The following is a 15627-nucleotide window of genomic DNA, read 5'->3' as shown; positions in this document are numbered from 1 at the left end:
GGCGGGGATCTCTATATGAAATTAGGGGTTTATGTTAATTTAAAAAATATCTGCCTATGCGGGCATTAGTATGAATGAGTCAATTCTCAAAGAACTAAACAACGGAGTCGCAACACTCACGCTCAACCGTCCAGAGGTTTTTAATAGCTTTAATCGTGAGATGGCATTATTGCTCCAAAGCGAATTGGATGCGTGTGCAAACGATGCCTCTGTAAGAGCGATTGTCATCACAGGAAGCGGAAAGGCTTTTTGTGCGGGACAAGACCTCAAGGAAGTCACAACCCCTGATTTAAACCCGGGATTCAAGAAAATATTAGAAGAACATTATAACCCTATCATTACTAGAATACGGGCGATTGAAAAACCAATTATAGCTGCCGTAAATGGAGTAGCCGCAGGAGCAGGAGCAAACATTGCCCTTGCTTGTGATATCGTGATTGCTCATGAAAAAGTAAGTTTTATTCAGGCATTTAGTAAAATAGGACTCGTGCCAGACAGTGCAGGAACCTTCTTTTTACCGAGATTGATTGGTTTTGGAAAGGCGAGTGCCTTAATGATGTTAGGCGATAAATTATCTGCAACCGAAGCTGAGCAAATGGGAATGATCTATAAAATGACAACCCTAGAAGATTTTCAAGGAGAAGTAGAGACAATAGCTACGACATTGGCACAAATGCCAACAAAGGCTTTGGGAATGACCAAAAGATTACTCAATCAATCCATGAGCAACACCTTAGAACAACAACTAGCTTTAGAATCAAAATTACAAATAGAAGCCGCTAGTAGTGAAGACTATGTCGAAGGAGTAACTGCCTTTGTAGAAAAAAGAAAACCCAATTTTAAAGGAAGATAGTGATTAACGATTGTAGATTGTGGATTGGAGATTTTTGATTTAAAAAAGATAACAATGAAGCCAAATCAGTTAGAAGAAAGATGGATAAAATTTACAGTAGATATTATACTTCTTTGTAAAAGGATGGGTACGTCTTTTGCTTCAGAACATCTAACAAAACAATTAATTCGTTCATCAACATCTGTGGCATTAAATTACGGAGAAGCTAGAAGTGGAGAAAGCATAAGAGACTTTCTGCATAAAATGAAAATCTCTTTAAAAGAATTACGCGAATCGTATGTAAATATGAAAATTCAAAAAGGTGTGGGATTAATTCTTAATACTAAAGATCTAGAAACACTTCTTGACGAAAATAACCAACTCATCTCTATTTTTGTTACAGATATAAAGACAGCATCCTCAAAATAATCGGACTTAATAAGCAATTAAAATCAACAATCAGTAATCAAACCTGCATCCTCTAAATTATAAATCATATAATGTCAGATCAACAATCAGCAATCAACAATCCCCAATCCCCAATCAAAACCGTAGGAATCATCGGCGCAGGAACCATGGGTTCTGGAATTGCACAAGTAGCGGCAACCGCTGGATGCTTGGTAAAGTTATTTGACACCCATCAAGCCGCGTTAGACAAAGCAAAAGTAGCGCTTGAAAAAATCCTAAATCGTCTGATTGAGAAAGGAAGAATAGACGCAGGTGAGAAAAATAGAATTCAAGGAAATATTCAATACGTAAATACTTTAAACGAATTAGCAAACGCAGATTTGACCATAGAAGCCATTATTGAAAATCTTGAGATTAAAAAGAAGGTATTTCAAGAGTTAGAAACGTACGTATCTGAAACTTCTATTATTGCTTCCAACACCTCTAGTCTTTCGATAGCTTCAATAGCAGCCTCATTAGAAAAACCAGAACGTTGTATCGGAATCCACTTTTTTAATCCAGCACCTTTGATGAAATTGGTAGAAGTGATTCCTGCTGTACAAACGTCGCAAGATATTTTAGATATCTGTACTCAAGAAATTACACGTTGGAAAAAAGTAGTGGCAGTCGCAAAAGATACGCCTGGGTTTATTGTAAATCGTGTAGCACGTCCTTTTTATGGAGAAGCCTTACGGATCTATGAAGAAGGAATTGCCGATTTTGCAACCATCGATTGGGCAATGAAAAACATAGGAGGTTTCAGAATGGGGCCTTTTGAATTAATGGATTTTATAGGAAATGACATTAATTATACAGTAACAGAAACTGTATTTAATGCCTTTTATCAAGATCCTAGATATAAACCCTCTTTTACCCAACAACGCTATAGTCAGGCGGGGTATTTAGGGCGTAAGTCTGGACGCGGCTATTATGATTATAGAGATGAGAAGGCTGATAACGCTTTCGCGAAAGCGGACCCAACCTCAAATAAAATCCTAGGAAATAAAATTTTTGATCGTATTCTAGTCATGCTTATTAATGAAGCTGCCGATGCATTATTTTGGAATATTGCGAGTGCAGAAGACATCGACAATGCGATGACCAAAGGGGTTAATTACCCTAAAGGATTACTTGCATGGGCAGATGAAAAAGGTGTCGATTGGTGTGTATCACAAATGGATATTTTGTATGACGAATATCATGAAGACCGGTATCGTTGTTCGCCGTTATTACGAAGAATGAATAGGGAAGGAAAGACGTTTTTTAAACAATAGTATTGTCACCCTGAGCTTGTCGAAGGATTTGAGAAAATAAATAGGAATGCGCTTCGACAAGCTCAGCGTGACAAAATAAATAAAAATGGACGGAGCTAAAATTCCACATAAAATGTTATCCCAAGATGCGTACAGTACTTGGTTAGGAATCGAAATACTTGATTCCAAAATAGGCTATGTAAAAGTAGGGATGACCGTTCGTAAAGAAATGCTGAATAGTATGGGTTTTGCACATGGTGGTATTACCTATTCACTGGCAGACACTGCTTTTGGATTTACAGCCAATACACATGGCAAATACGCTGTCTCTATAGAGACCAGTATTAATCACATAGAAGCATTGGTAGAAGGAGATTATATCACTGCCGAAGCAACAGTAGATCATCAAAAAACAAAAGTAGGTTTTAATATTGTCGAAGTAAAAAGAGATAACGAACTTGTAGCTTTGTTTAAAGGTGTTGTCTACAGAACAGCCAAAGATTGGGAGGAAAAAGATTAATTTGAATCAAATAGATACATATTCTCTTCCTTTGGGAGAAATGTCTGTAGGACATAAAGGTCTTATTCATGTGAAGTCTAAGTTTAATTAAAAGATACCCGCATACGCGGGCATAAAATGGAAGCATATATTATAGATGGTGTCAGAACACCAATAGGAAACTACAAAGGAACATTGAGTGCGATACGCACGGATGATTTGGGAGCACACGTGATACGAGAAATCGTAAAACGTAATCCTACCATCCCAAAAGAAGCTTATGATGATGTGATTATGGGCTGTGCAAATCAAGCAGGAGAAGATAATCGCAACGTAGCCCGTATGTCATTATTACTTGCTGGAATTCCTTTTACAGTGCCTGGTGAGACCGTAAATAGATTGTGTAGTAGCGGACTTTCGGCGATTATTCATGCCAATAGAGCTATTAAAGCTGGTGATGGAGATCTCTTTATTTCTGGTGGTGTAGAAAATATGACCCGAGGACCCTACGTAATGGCAAAGCCTTCAACAGCTTTTGGTGGCGATAGTAAAATGTATGATTCCACGTTTGGTTGGCGTTTTATCAATCCTAAGATGCAAGAAGTATATGGAGTTGATGGGATGGGAAATACAGCAGAAAATCTAGTAGAGAAATACAATATCTCTCGTGAAGATCAAGACACCTTTGCGTATCACAGTCAGATGAAAGCAGCAAAAGCACAATCTAATGGACGACTTGCTAAGGAAATTGTTGCGGTAGAAATTCCGCAACGAAAAAAAGATCCGATTATCTTTAAAGATGATGAATTTATAAAACCAAATAGTTCAAAAGAAATTTTAGCAAAACTTCGCCCTGCTTTCAAGAAAGAAGGAGGCAGTGTCACCGCAGGAAATAGTTCAGGATTGAATGATGGTGCTGCTGCAACAATTATTGCAAGTGAGGCTGCTGTGAAGAAGTACGGTTTAAAACCGTTGGCTCGCATTGTAAGTTCTGCAGTGGTGGGTGTAGAACCTCGTATTATGGGAATTGGTCCCGTGCAAGCATCAAATAAGGCTTTAGAAAAAGCAGGACTTACGATGGAAGATATGGATGTGATCGAGTTGAATGAGGCATTTGCATCGCAAGCTTTGGCGTGTATTCGTGAGTGGGGACTTGAAGATAATGACCCACGCATTAATCCTAACGGAGGTTCGATTGCGATTGGACATCCACTTGGAGTGACAGGAGCACGTATTGCGTATTCAGCAGCTTTAGAGTTGCAAGAAACAGGACAACGATATGCATTGGTGACTATGTGTATAGGCGTTGGACAAGGATATGCAGCTATTATTGAAAATGCGAAATTTTCTGCGTAATTGGGAAATTTAATACGTTAAGATATAAATAAAAAGATATTCGCTTTCGCGAAAGCAAAATAATAAATATTAATTATATTTACACAATATAAATATGATATGGCAACATTTACATCTTCACTTCCCGATGATCTTTTAAAAAAACTAGGAGATATTGCACAGCAATATGGAGTAGCAAAAAATAAAATCATTGAAAAAGCACTAGAAATCTATTTAGATCAACTCAAGCGAGCAGAGTATGTAAAGTCATATAAAGTTGCTGGTCAGGATAAAGATATCATGCAAGTTGCCGAAGAAGGGATGACATATTATTTGTCTGACATTGAAAACACCACCTTATGAAACAAGGTGAGATATGGGATTTGTATCTCGATCCTGTTAAAGGTCGCGAACAAGGAGGTAGAAGACCTGCAATAATTATAAGTGGTAATCTTCTAAATACATATCTGGAAGTAGTAATTGTGTGCCCATTAACGACAAGTATTAAAAATTATAAAGGCAATTTGATTATTGAACCAGATGAGACTAATGGTCTGGATGTAAAATCTGAGGTGCTTACGTTTCATATTCGGTCGGTATCTAAGAAAAGATTGAGAAGTAAGCTAGGCGCTGTCCCTCAAGAGTCTGTTGATTATATTAAAGATACATTAGGAGATATATTAAGGTATTAAAGCGTACTCAGAAATAAAATAATTAATAAAACACCCATAAACTCCTTCTCCCCTTAGGAGAGGGTCGGGGTAAGGGATTATGAACAAAACACAACATTATATACAAGGCGTTTGGACTGATGGTCAGGGAGAAGGAACACCTATTCTGGATTCAGTCACAGGAGAACAGTTCACAAGTGTCACTACTGATGGAATTGATACGGCTAGTATTTTGCAGTACGGACGTGATCACGGATCTGTATTGCGTAAGATGACATTTCAGGAACGTGGAAATATGATAAAAAAACTGGCGATGTATCTTACTAAAAAGAAACAAGCCTTTTATGAGTTGAGTTACCGTACAGGTGCTACAAAAATTGATAGTTGGATTGATATAGAAGGAGGTTTTGGAAATCTGTTTGCCAATGCATCTTTACGTAAATTATTCCCAAACCAATCTTATCATGTAGAAGGTGACCCTATCGATTTATCACGAGGAGGTCGTTTTATGGCGCATCATATTATGGTGCCAAAAGAAGGCGTTGCCATTCATATCAATGCTTTTAATTTTCCAATATGGGGAATGTTAGAAAAATGTGCGGTTAACTGGATGGCAGGTATGCCAGCCGTAGTATTACCGGCACCACAAACTGCCTATTTAACAGAAGCGGTGGTGAGAGAAATTATAGCTTCTGGAATCTTACCAGAAGGATCTTTACAATTAATTAGCGGTACGGCTAGAGATATTCTAGATACCGTACAATCTCAAGATGTAGTTACCTTTACAGGATCTGCAGCAGTAGGGAGAAGGTTACGGAATCATCCGCAGTTAACAAAAGAATCGGTGCCATTTACCATGGAAGCAGACTCCTTAAACGCTGCTATTCTTGGCGAAGATGCTGTGCCTGGAACTCCAGAATTTGATTTGTTTATCAAAGAAGTTCGTAATGAAATGACGGTAAAATCGGGACAGAAATGTACGGCAATACGTCGTATCATTGTTCCTGCAAATCTTGTAGAAGATGTGCAAATTGCCCTAGGGAACGCATTAGACAAAGTGACCATAGGAGATCCTCGTTTAAAAGAAGTGCGAATGGGCGCATTGGTAAATGATGCACAACGCAAATCGGTAAGAACACAAGTACAAGAAATTACGAAAACAGCTGAGATTGTATATGGAAATTTACATGAAGTAGAAACTATTGGAGCAGATGCGCAGAAAGGTGCCTTTATGAAGCCCATCTTATTAAGAGAAGATCATCCGCTTACCAATGAAAATGCACACGTCACAGAAGCTTTTGGCCCCGTAAGTACCATCATGCCATATAATAATCTTGAAGAAGCGATTACATTGGCTAAGATGGGGAAAGGATCTCTCGTAAGTTCTATTGTCACAAATGATAATCAGATCGCAAAAGAATATACTATAAATGCCGCTTCGCATCACGGACGTATTTTGATTCTGAACCGAGAAAGTGCCAAACAATCGACAGGACACGGTTCGCCACTTCCTAATCTGATTCATGGAGGACCAGGGCGTGCTGGAGGTGGAGAAGAAATGGGCGGAATGCGTGGTATCAAGCATTATTTACAACGTTGTGCGATTCAAGGATCCCCTACCACACTTACCGAAGTGACTGGCATCTATCAAGCAAAAGCCGATTATAAAGAAATAGAAAAGCATCCGTTTGCCTATCATTGGGAGGATATTCAACCGGGAATGTCTCTTAAAACACATAACAGAACGATCACCGATGGAGATATTGTCAATTTTGCAAATCTCACATGGGATCATTTCTATGCACATACAGATATCACCTCTCTAGAAGGAAGTATTTTTGAAAAACGTACGGCTCACGGTTATTTTATTTTAGCGGCCGCTGCTGGGCTTTTTGTATATCCTAATAAAGGTCCTGTTGCTGCAAACTACGGATTAGAAGAATGTCGTTTTTTACGACCTATTTATCATAATGATACGGTGTATGTACGATTAACCTGTAAGCAAAAAATAGAGCGTGATGTTGCTGGAAACGAGCATCCGTGCGGAATTGTAAAATGGTTTGTGGAAGTTTTTGATGCGACTATAGAACCCAATTCTCCAGAAGCCGAAGAGAAAGATCCGTTGGTAGCTGTAGCAACGATTCTGACGATGGTTCAGAAAAAACAAACGGTCTTTACAGAAATTACAGACACTGTTTTTGAGCAATCACTAGCAAAACTTGCGGAAGATAGTATGCCACAATGGGGAACGATGACACCGCAACAAATAGTGGAGCATCTAGAATTGACATATCGCATTGCCATGGGAGAAGTACAGGATTTTGAAATTGCTACTCCAGAAAAAATATTGGACAAAGTACATGCAACCTTGTACAACTACGATAAGATGCCGCGCGATTATAATTTCCCGTTGTATGAGGCTGGTATTCAGCCAGCATTGAAGCATGAAAATCTTGCTTTCGCGAAAGCGGAATTAATAAGAATCCGACAGGAATATTTAAAATATTATAAAGAAAACCCTGAAGCCACTGCAAAAAATGCAGTCTTCGGAGAACTTAATAAATATGAGTGGTATCTAATGGAACGAAAACACTTGAATCATCATTTTGAGCAATTTAATCTTTTAGATTAGATAAATGTAGTAATCAATACTCAACACGTGCGCATTGACTATTTCAGAGATATAAAGTACTCGCGAATGCATTGCCCAAAAGATTTAAAGATAAAAGAGTATTAAATAATTTTAGAAATAATAGATAACCAAATGCGCAACAGTGTGCATTGATATTTTTATGAATATGAGCGATCCATACGTAAAAGAAGACATACATAACGGAATTTCAACTATCACGTTTTTCCATCCTGCACACAATAGTTTGCCGGGAGATATTCTAGCAAAACTAACAGCGACCATCACAGAAGCGGGTCAAAATGATGCGGTAAAAGTAATTATCCTAAAGAGTGGAGGCGATCGTACGTTTTGTGCAGGGGCAAGCTTTAAAGAATTAATTAATATTAACGATGCAGAAACAGGACGTGTGTTCTTTTCTGGATTTGCCAATGTGATTAATGCCATGCGTACCTGCCCTAAATTTATTATAGGTCGTGTGCAAGGAAAAACAGTTGGTGGCGGAGTAGGTGTTGCTAGTGCAACAGATTACTGTATGGCAAGTAAATTTGCGAGTATAAAGTTAAGCGAACTCAATGTAGGAATTGGTCCTTTTGTGGTCGGTCCTGCCGTAGAACGTAAATTAGGTTTGACTGGAATGTCACAAATTGCCATTGATGCTAATACCTTTTATGATGCTGAGTGGGCAAGACAAAAAGGATTGTACACACAGGTATATGACAGCACAGAAGCACTAGATGAAGCAGTACAGGCATTTGCAGAAAACCTTTGTACTTATAATCCTGAAGCCATGCGTGAAATGAAAACCATTCTCTGGAAAGGAACCGAAGATTGGGATACACTTCTTGCTGAAAGAGCTGCTATTTCTGGACGTCTTGTATTGAGTGATTTTACAAAAGAAACACTCAAGCGATTCAAATAACTCAATCTATTTCTAAAATACTTTTTATAGGGATCGTGACTCCCTTTTTAAGGATGATATCATCTTTTGTAACACCCCATATCGTAGTGTCTATAAAAATGATTCTATCTAAAGAATCCCTAAAATAGATCCGTACTTTGTTTTTCAAAACATTGCCTAAGTGCATGGCTCTGTTTATAGAATACATACGAAATTCTTGTTCTTGACGATTTTTGATCACGTCTTCTTCAGCAAATTTAAGAGCATATAAAAACTCTTTTTTGGTAGGGTGGATTTTTTCTGAAATCTTCATGCGGGGGAATTGTTTTAAGTTGGTTAGTAATGATAACGAAAATTATTGCATGAATATGATTTAATTTGCTAAGCTTTAACGTTTTTATCAACAAAAATGTTAATAATATGCGATATATGTTATCCAGTATTCTATGTACATTTGGATCTAAATACAACACTTCTTAAGCATGATTTATAGTTTTAAAGGGCATATTCCCGTGGTGCATCCTTCTAGTTTTGTACATCCACTTGCGGCAGTGACGGGCAACGTGATTATAGGTAAAGACTGTTATATCGGTCCAGGTGCTGCGATACGTGGAGATTGGGGAGAGATTATACTAGAAGATGGTGTGAACGTACAGGAAAATTGTACTGTACATATGTTCCCTGGAAAATCTATACGCTTTCGCGAAAGCGTACACATAGGACACGGCGCTGTGATTCATGGAGCTAACTTAGGACGCAACTGCCTCATCGGAATGAATAGTGTGATTATGGATGATGCACACATAGGCGATGAATGTATTGTAGGTGCTATGGCGTTTGTAAAAGCAGAAACCATCATTCCCAACCGAAGTCTTGTGGTAGGTAATCCAGCAAAGATCATTAAAGAAGTAAGTGATGAGATGATCGCTTGGAAAACTGCAGGTACCAAGTTATATCAACGTTTGCCAGCGGATTGTCATGAGTCATTAAAAGCGGTAGAGCCATTAAGAGAGATTCCAGAAAATCGTCCTGAACAAGAAGATTTTTATAAGACACTTAACGCATTTCTAAAGAAGTAGATTAAGCTAAAAAAGAAAGATCTACCTCATTAGTTTCCTTACCTGTAGAGAGTACGATATGACTTTGCACATTCCCTAAATAGGGGAGTAAGGTCAATTTGGAGATGATAAATTTTTCATAAGCTTCGATATCTTCTACGACGAGTTTGAGTAAATAATCGAAGCCTCCACTCACCCGATGGCACTCCACTACTTCTGGAAAGTCATTGATTTCTTTTACAAATTTCTCAAGATAACTTCGGGTATGACCTTGCAAAGAAATAGCCACGAAAACCGTTTGCTTAAGACCAATTTTCTTAGCATTTAATCGAGCTGCATATCCTTTAATCAATCCTTCTTTTTCCAGTTTTTTAATCCTCTCAAAAATAGGTGTCGTAGATTTTCCTAACTTTTGAGATAATGATTTTACCGTTTGATTAGAATCTTTTTGTAATAAATCCAATAATTTTTGATCTGTGATATCTAGTTTCATGACAAATAGTTTCCTGTTTTTATAAGGAAAGAGAATCAAATATAGAATAAAAATCTTTTTTAAGTATTATATCAGAATAATATTCTGCTATTAAGCTATAAGGTAGAGTTTAAGGCTTGTTTAATTTTGTTTATTAGTATTTTTAATTAGTTTTAAATTAAAGTGTAAATGACAGAAGATCAGCTTTTGATGCCTAAAATGGGTGAAAGTATTACAGAAGGAACCATATTAAATTGGCTTGTTTCGGAAGGAGCTTCTTTTGAAGAAGGAGATATTTTGGTAGAAGTCGCTACAGACAAGGTTGATAATGAAGTGCCTGCCCCATCTTCTGGAGTGATGAAGAAGCATCTTTTTGAACCTAATAGTGTAGTTGCTGTTGGAACAGCTATCGCTAGCTATGAAGTTATAGAAGAAAGGACAACTTCTGGGAGTAGTGAGAAAGAATCATCAACGACTACAAAGTCAGAAACTACTACCCAGAAACCTACAAACAAAACACCAACAATATCCAAGCCCACAGCTATTCAAAGTTCAGCGTTTACAATGCCAAATGGAACGCTATTTATAAGTCCGCTTATTAAGAGTATTGCCCAGCAACATCATATCTCTTATGAAGAACTTGCTCGAATACCAGGTACTGGAAAAGACGGTCGTCTTCGTAAAAGTGATTTGATGCACTATATAGAGGAAGGGAGACCGTATAAATTTGCACAACCCGCAGTACAAACAGACCCAACAGCATATAGAATTCCGCAATTAAACCTAGACAAAGGAACTGGAAAAATAGTAGAAATGGATCGTATGCGCCAGATGATTGCAGATCACATGGTGTATAGTAAACATACAAGTCCGCACGTGACTGCCTATGTAGAAGCTGATCTTACAGAACTTGTTGCATGGCGTAATGCACATAAGAAACCCTTCTTAGAAAAACACAGTCAAAAATTAACCTTTACACCGCTGTTTGTAGAAGCAGTGGCAAAAGCAGTAAAGGATTTTCCGATGATCAACGTGTCTGTAGATGGTAAAAATATCATCGTAAAAGAACATATCAATATAGGAATGGCAACCGCATTGCCTTCGGGCAATTTGATCGTTCCCGTAGTAAAAGACGCCGATCAAAAAAGCTTGCTAGAAATAGCATCTGAGGTCAATAGACTCTCAGCACTTGCAAGAGAAAATAAATTGAGTGGTGATGACATTAAAGGAAGCACTTTTACTATTAGTAATGTAGGAACTTTTGGAAGTGTGATGGGAACTCCTATTATTAACCAGCCAGAAGCAGCTATACTCGCTACAGGCATCATAAAGAAAAGAGCCGAAGTGATGGAGCGACCAGAGGGAGATACGATTGAGATTAGACACATGATGTACCTATCATTAAGTTTTGATCACCGTATTGTAGATGGATATTTAGGAGGTAGTTTTTTAAGAAGGATTGCAGATTATTTAGAACAGTTTGACATAGATAGAACATTTTAGAAACAAGACCCTTTTCTCTCATTTTGAAAGAGATGTCCGAAGGACAAGAAGGAATAATGAATATGCTTGCTATGAATATAAAAATCACAAAAACAACCACATCAAAACTAGAGAACATTGATTTTGATAATATTCCGTTAGGACGCACTTTTACAGATCATATGTTTATGTGTGACTATACAGACGGACAGTGGCAAAATGCTAGAGTAGAACCGCTACAATTAATTCCGACGCATCCTGCCGCCATGGCGTTACATTATGGGCAAGCTATTTTTGAAGGGATGAAGAGTACACTCCTGTCTACCGACGAGGTAGTTTCGCGAAAGCGAGAACCGCTACTTTTTCGTCCAGAAGAAAATGCTTCGCGTCTCAATGCTAGTGCTCGACGCATGGGCATGCCAGAATTTCCAGAAGATCTTTTTGTAGAAGGACTCAAAGCGCTAGTTGATGTTGAAAAAGAGTGGATCCCACCCACAGACGGAAGTGCTTTGTACTTACGTCCCTTTATGTACGCCGATGAGCCTTTTATAGGAATGCGAGCCGCCACCAGTTTTAAGTTTATTATTATCGCCTCACCAGCAGGTCCTTTCTTTAGTAAACCTGTAAAACTATGGGCAGAAAAAAATTACATTCGTGCCGCTTCAGGGGGAACAGGAGAAGCAAAAGCAGCAGGAAACTACGCAGCGGCCATCAGACCTACTGAAATTGCCAAATCAAAAGGATATGATCAAGTACTTTGGCTAGATGCAGAGGAGCACAAATACATTCAGGAAGTAGGAACGATGAATATTTTTTTTAAGATCAACGGACAGTTTATTACGCCCAATCTTGACGGATCCGTACTCCACGGAATTACTCGAAAAAGTGTGATCGACCTTTTAAAACATAAGGGATACTCCGTGACCGAAAGACCCATTACCATCGATGAAATATATGAAGCATCTCAAGATGGAACTTTAGAAGAAGCTTTTGGTACTGGTACAGCCGTAGGGATTGCCTATATTCAAGAGATTGGTTGGGGAGACGATACGATTAAAGTATCAGATGCGTATCCCGTAGGAAAAGAAATCAATGATACTCTAAACGCTATAAAAACAGGAAAAACAGAAGATGTGTTTGGATGGATGGTGCCTGTGATGGATGAGATACCTGCTTGATTAGGTATGAAGAAAAGTTGATGAGATTAACGATTGAGTGAGAGGTAAAATTTCATGAGATACCCGCCTACGCGGGTATAAAAGAATAGTTATGAATAAAGAGATACTTAAAAAAGGATTTAAAAATCTATGTACAGCAAAGGCAATGACCGAGTTGTATGAAGAGAATTTTAAAGTAGTTTCAAAATATGTACACGCCACAAGTCGGGGCCATGAAGTAATTCAAACCGCCATAGGGATGCAATTACTGCCTCAGGATTATGCATTTCCCTATTATCGTGATGATGCTATGCTACTCGCTATAGGAATGACTCCGTATGATTTAATGTTGCAGGTACTCGCCAAAAAAGACGATCCTTTTTCAGCGGGGCGTACGTATTACTCGCATCCTAGTTTAAAAGATGATGATAAGCCTAAAATACCACATCAGAGTAGCGCTACTGGAATGCAAACGATTCCCGCTACAGGAGTTGCGCTTGGTTTTTATTATAAAGAAGGGTATGTTAAAGATCCAGCATTTGATGTTCCCCCTTTGGGGGATAGGGGTCTTGTCGTTTGTTCCCTTGGAGACGCATCAGTAACCGAAGGAGAAATCGCTGAAGCTTTTCAGATGGCAGCGCTTAAACAACTTCCTATTCTATATTTGGTTCAGGATAACGGATGGGATATTAGCGCCAATGCCGCCGAAACTAGAGCGCAAGATGCTTTTGAGTATGCACGTGGTTTTAATGGTTTGGAAGCAGTGACTATAGATGGAACCGATTTTGAAGAGAGTTATAACACCTTGCAAGAGGTCATTCATAAAATACGTACAGAGCGTCGTCCATTCTTGGTACACGCCAAAGTGCCATTGTTAAATCATCATACTTCTGGGGTACGTATGGAGTGGTATCGAGATGATTTAGAAGAAGCACGCAGTCGTGATCCGTATCCAAAAATGCTACAGTTACTTCTGGATAACGGAGTTGCTCAAGAAGAGATTGATGAGGTGATCGCTTTCGCGAAAGCGGAAACAGAAGAGGCCTTCTCTAAAGCACAACAAGCCGAAGACCCGAAGCCAGAAGATTTATTTACACACGATTTTGCGCCAACACCCATTACCGAAGAAGTGGGAGAGCGATCTCCAAAAGATGGCGAAAAAGTAGTTATGGTCGACTGTGCCTTATTTGCCGTTGAAGAGTTAATGCGCAAGCATCCAGAGTGCTTGATGTACGGACAAGATGTGGGTGGCAGATTGGGTGGTGTTTTTAGAGAAGCGGCGACACTTGCACAAAAATTTGGCGATAATCGGGTGTTTAATACGCCTATCCAAGAAGCATTTATCGTCGGCTCTACAGTTGGGATGAGTGCTGTAGGATTAAAACCTATTGTTGAAGTGCAATTTGCAGATTATATCTGGCCAGGATTGAATCAGTTGTTTACAGAAGTATCGCGTTCTTGTTATTTGAGTAACGGGAAATGGCCTGTATCTATGATTTTACGAGTGCCTATTGGAGCGTATGGTTCTGGAGGTCCGTATCACTCCTCTTCTGTAGAAAGTGTGGTGACCAACATCCGCGGTCTTAAAATTGCGTATCCTTCTAATGGAGCCGATTTAAAAGGACTTTTGAAAGCAGCCTATTACGATCCGAATCCAGTAGTGATTTTTGAACACAAAGGATTGTACTGGTCTAAAGTCCCAGGAACCAAAGGTGCTACTTCTATTATGCCAGATGAAGATTATATACTTCCTTTCGGTAAAGCATGGGTGCTTCAAGAAATTTGGAAACAAGAAGACGTGGAGACCATCTCGATCATTACCTATGGAATGGGAGTACATTGGGCAATGAATGCCAGTGCCGAATTAGGGATGAAAGATCGTATTGAAGTGGTAGACCTACGTACATTACATCCATTGGATTATGATACAGTTTTTAAGTCTGTAAAAAAATGTGGAAAATGTCTTGTCGTCACAGAAGAGCCTTCGGATAATGGATTTAGTCGCGGTCTCCAAGGAAGAATTCAAGAAGAATGTTTCCGTGAATTAGATGCACCGGTAATGCTCATAGGATCAGAAAATATGCCTGCCATTCCACTGAATAGTACGTTGGAACAAACGATGATTCCGAGTACAGCAAAAGTGAAAGTTAAGATTGAACAGCTTTTTAGCTATTAAACCCTCTTCTTATAAAAAAATAGGCCCATTAAAATTAATTTTTAATGGGCTTTAGCTTGTATAGTCATTCTTTTTAGAGGATTTGTTTTTTTGTTTTGTCTTCTTTTAAATAACAGATTGTCAATAGCTTTCTATATGAAATAACGAGCATAATGTATAGGTCAATACGTAAAAACCATACAAGCAGTACGTAAATAACATACTGATAATCAAGTTTTTATACGATTAATAATTTGGTTTTGTCACACACTTAAAGTATCTTAGATATAGAATAGCGTATACCCCAAATTAATAATTATTTTTATTTATTGATACATGTGCTATCATTTCAAGCAGTTAGAAAATCGTAATCCCCCAATTACTTCTACCCTTGAAATAGATCAATCCGATGGATTTTTCCATGATTGATTATGTAGGTTTATTTCCAGTGATTCTTATTTAGGACTACTGGAAATTTACTTTTAAACGTATAGATTCTATACGTTGATATAGGATCAAGTGTAAAAGTTGTGGGATTTTCTGATTATGCAAAAATAGTTGAGAGTCTGTATAAGAAGAAGTCTACATTTCTAACACCTCTGAACTGTGCTCTAAAGGCTTTTATTTTCGCATTGAAAGATTCTGCAGATGCATTAGTACTTCGATTATCAAAGTAGTTGAGTATATTCTTGTAGTGTATTGACATTGTTCTAGCAATTGTATTGAAGCTTTTGAA

Annotated in this window: 16 protein-coding genes; 13 read left to right on the top strand and 3 right to left on the bottom strand. The window is 38.3% G+C overall.

The genetic code is table 11. From position 1 onward, the window contains the following. Window positions 1–70: 70 nt before the first annotated feature. The 9 genes from Q0505_RS16510 to Q0505_RS16470 all read left to right on the top strand — a co-directional run bounded on the left by Q0505_RS16510 (window position 71) and on the right by Q0505_RS16470 (window position 8588). The gene (locus tag Q0505_RS16510) at window positions 71–853 is read left to right on the top strand and encodes an enoyl-CoA hydratase-related protein (RefSeq protein ID WP_299215267.1); all 783 of its coding nucleotides are present in this window, start codon (window positions 71–73) and stop codon (window positions 851–853) included. Between the two features lie 54 nt (window positions 854–907). After that, window positions 908–1261: a four helix bundle protein gene (locus Q0505_RS16505; RefSeq protein WP_299215265.1), complete on the top strand. Its 354-nt coding sequence runs from the start codon at window positions 908–910 to the stop codon at window positions 1259–1261. Window positions 1262–1332: 71 nt separating this feature from the next. After that, on the top strand, window positions 1333–2553 hold the full coding sequence (locus tag Q0505_RS16500; RefSeq protein ID WP_299215263.1) for a 3-hydroxyacyl-CoA dehydrogenase NAD-binding domain-containing protein: 1221 nt from the start codon (window positions 1333–1335) through the stop codon (window positions 2551–2553). 85 nt (window positions 2554–2638) lie between these two features. After that, window positions 2639–3052 carry a hotdog fold thioesterase gene (locus tag Q0505_RS16495; RefSeq protein ID WP_299215261.1) on the top strand — a complete coding sequence of 138 codons (414 nt, stop codon included), beginning with the start codon at window positions 2639–2641 and terminating at the stop codon, window positions 3050–3052. Between the two features lie 117 nt (window positions 3053–3169). Beyond that, a complete protein-coding gene (pcaF, locus tag Q0505_RS16490; RefSeq protein WP_299215259.1) occupies window positions 3170–4387 on the top strand; it encodes a 3-oxoadipyl-CoA thiolase in 1218 nt (405 codons plus the stop codon). A 99-nt stretch (window positions 4388–4486) separates the two neighbouring features. Further along, entirely contained in the window at window positions 4487–4729 is a 243-nt protein-coding gene (locus Q0505_RS16485; RefSeq protein WP_299215257.1) for a ribbon-helix-helix domain-containing protein, read from the top strand. Beyond that, entirely contained in the window at window positions 4726–5058 is a 333-nt protein-coding gene (locus Q0505_RS16480; RefSeq protein WP_299215254.1) for a type II toxin-antitoxin system PemK/MazF family toxin, read from the top strand. Before Q0505_RS16485 ends, Q0505_RS16480 begins: the two co-directional genes overlap by 4 nt. A 79-nt stretch (window positions 5059–5137) precedes the next feature. Then, window positions 5138–7669, top strand: a complete 2532-nt coding sequence (gene paaZ / locus Q0505_RS16475; RefSeq protein ID WP_299215252.1) for a phenylacetic acid degradation bifunctional protein PaaZ — start codon at window positions 5138–5140, stop codon at window positions 7667–7669. 166 nt (window positions 7670–7835) lie between these two features. Continuing rightward, window positions 7836–8588, top strand: coding sequence for an enoyl-CoA hydratase/isomerase family protein (locus Q0505_RS16470; RefSeq protein ID WP_299215250.1), 753 nt, complete (start codon window positions 7836–7838; stop codon window positions 8586–8588). A 1-nt stretch (window position 8589) separates the two neighbouring features. On the opposite strand, the gene Q0505_RS16465 is transcribed toward Q0505_RS16470, so the two are convergent. Beyond that, window positions 8590–8880: a hypothetical protein gene (locus Q0505_RS16465; protein ID WP_299215248.1), complete on the bottom strand. Its 291-nt coding sequence runs from the start codon at window positions 8878–8880 to the stop codon at window positions 8590–8592. A 169-nt stretch (window positions 8881–9049) separates the two neighbouring features. Between Q0505_RS16465 and Q0505_RS16460 the strand changes: the two genes are divergently transcribed. Further along, window positions 9050–9646 carry a transferase hexapeptide repeat family protein gene (locus Q0505_RS16460; RefSeq protein WP_299215246.1) on the top strand — a complete coding sequence of 199 codons (597 nt, stop codon included), beginning with the start codon at window positions 9050–9052 and terminating at the stop codon, window positions 9644–9646. A gap of 1 nt (window position 9647) precedes the next feature. Here Q0505_RS16460 and Q0505_RS16455 read toward each other — a convergent pair whose 3' ends face one another. Beyond that, a complete protein-coding gene (locus Q0505_RS16455) occupies window positions 9648–10118 on the bottom strand; it encodes an Lrp/AsnC family transcriptional regulator (RefSeq protein WP_299215244.1) in 471 nt (156 codons plus the stop codon). 168 nt (window positions 10119–10286) lie between these two features. On the opposite strand from Q0505_RS16455, the gene Q0505_RS16450 reads away from it, so the two are divergent. The 3 genes from Q0505_RS16450 (at window position 10287) to Q0505_RS16440 (ending at window position 14912) form a co-directional block, all read left to right on the top strand. Then, window positions 10287–11600 (top strand): dihydrolipoamide acetyltransferase family protein, encoded by a 1314-nt coding sequence (locus Q0505_RS16450; protein ID WP_299215242.1) that lies wholly within the window; start codon window positions 10287–10289, stop codon window positions 11598–11600. Between the two features lie 32 nt (window positions 11601–11632). Then, window positions 11633–12757, top strand: a complete 1125-nt coding sequence (locus Q0505_RS16445) for a branched-chain amino acid aminotransferase (RefSeq protein ID WP_299215241.1) — start codon at window positions 11633–11635, stop codon at window positions 12755–12757. Window positions 12758–12848: 91 nt separating this feature from the next. After that, on the top strand, window positions 12849–14912 hold the full coding sequence (locus Q0505_RS16440) for an alpha-ketoacid dehydrogenase subunit alpha/beta (protein ID WP_299215239.1): 2064 nt from the start codon (window positions 12849–12851) through the stop codon (window positions 14910–14912). Between the two features lie 523 nt (window positions 14913–15435). Here Q0505_RS16440 and Q0505_RS16435 read toward each other — a convergent pair. Then, the coding region (locus Q0505_RS16435; protein ID WP_299215237.1) for a transposase at window positions 15436–15627 on the bottom strand (192 nt) is incomplete at its 5' end.

Source organism: uncultured Dokdonia sp., from assembly GCF_937910895.1.
Lineage (GTDB): Bacteria > Bacteroidota > Bacteroidia > Flavobacteriales > Flavobacteriaceae > Dokdonia.
This window is presented reverse-complemented; position numbering and strand designations above follow the sequence as displayed.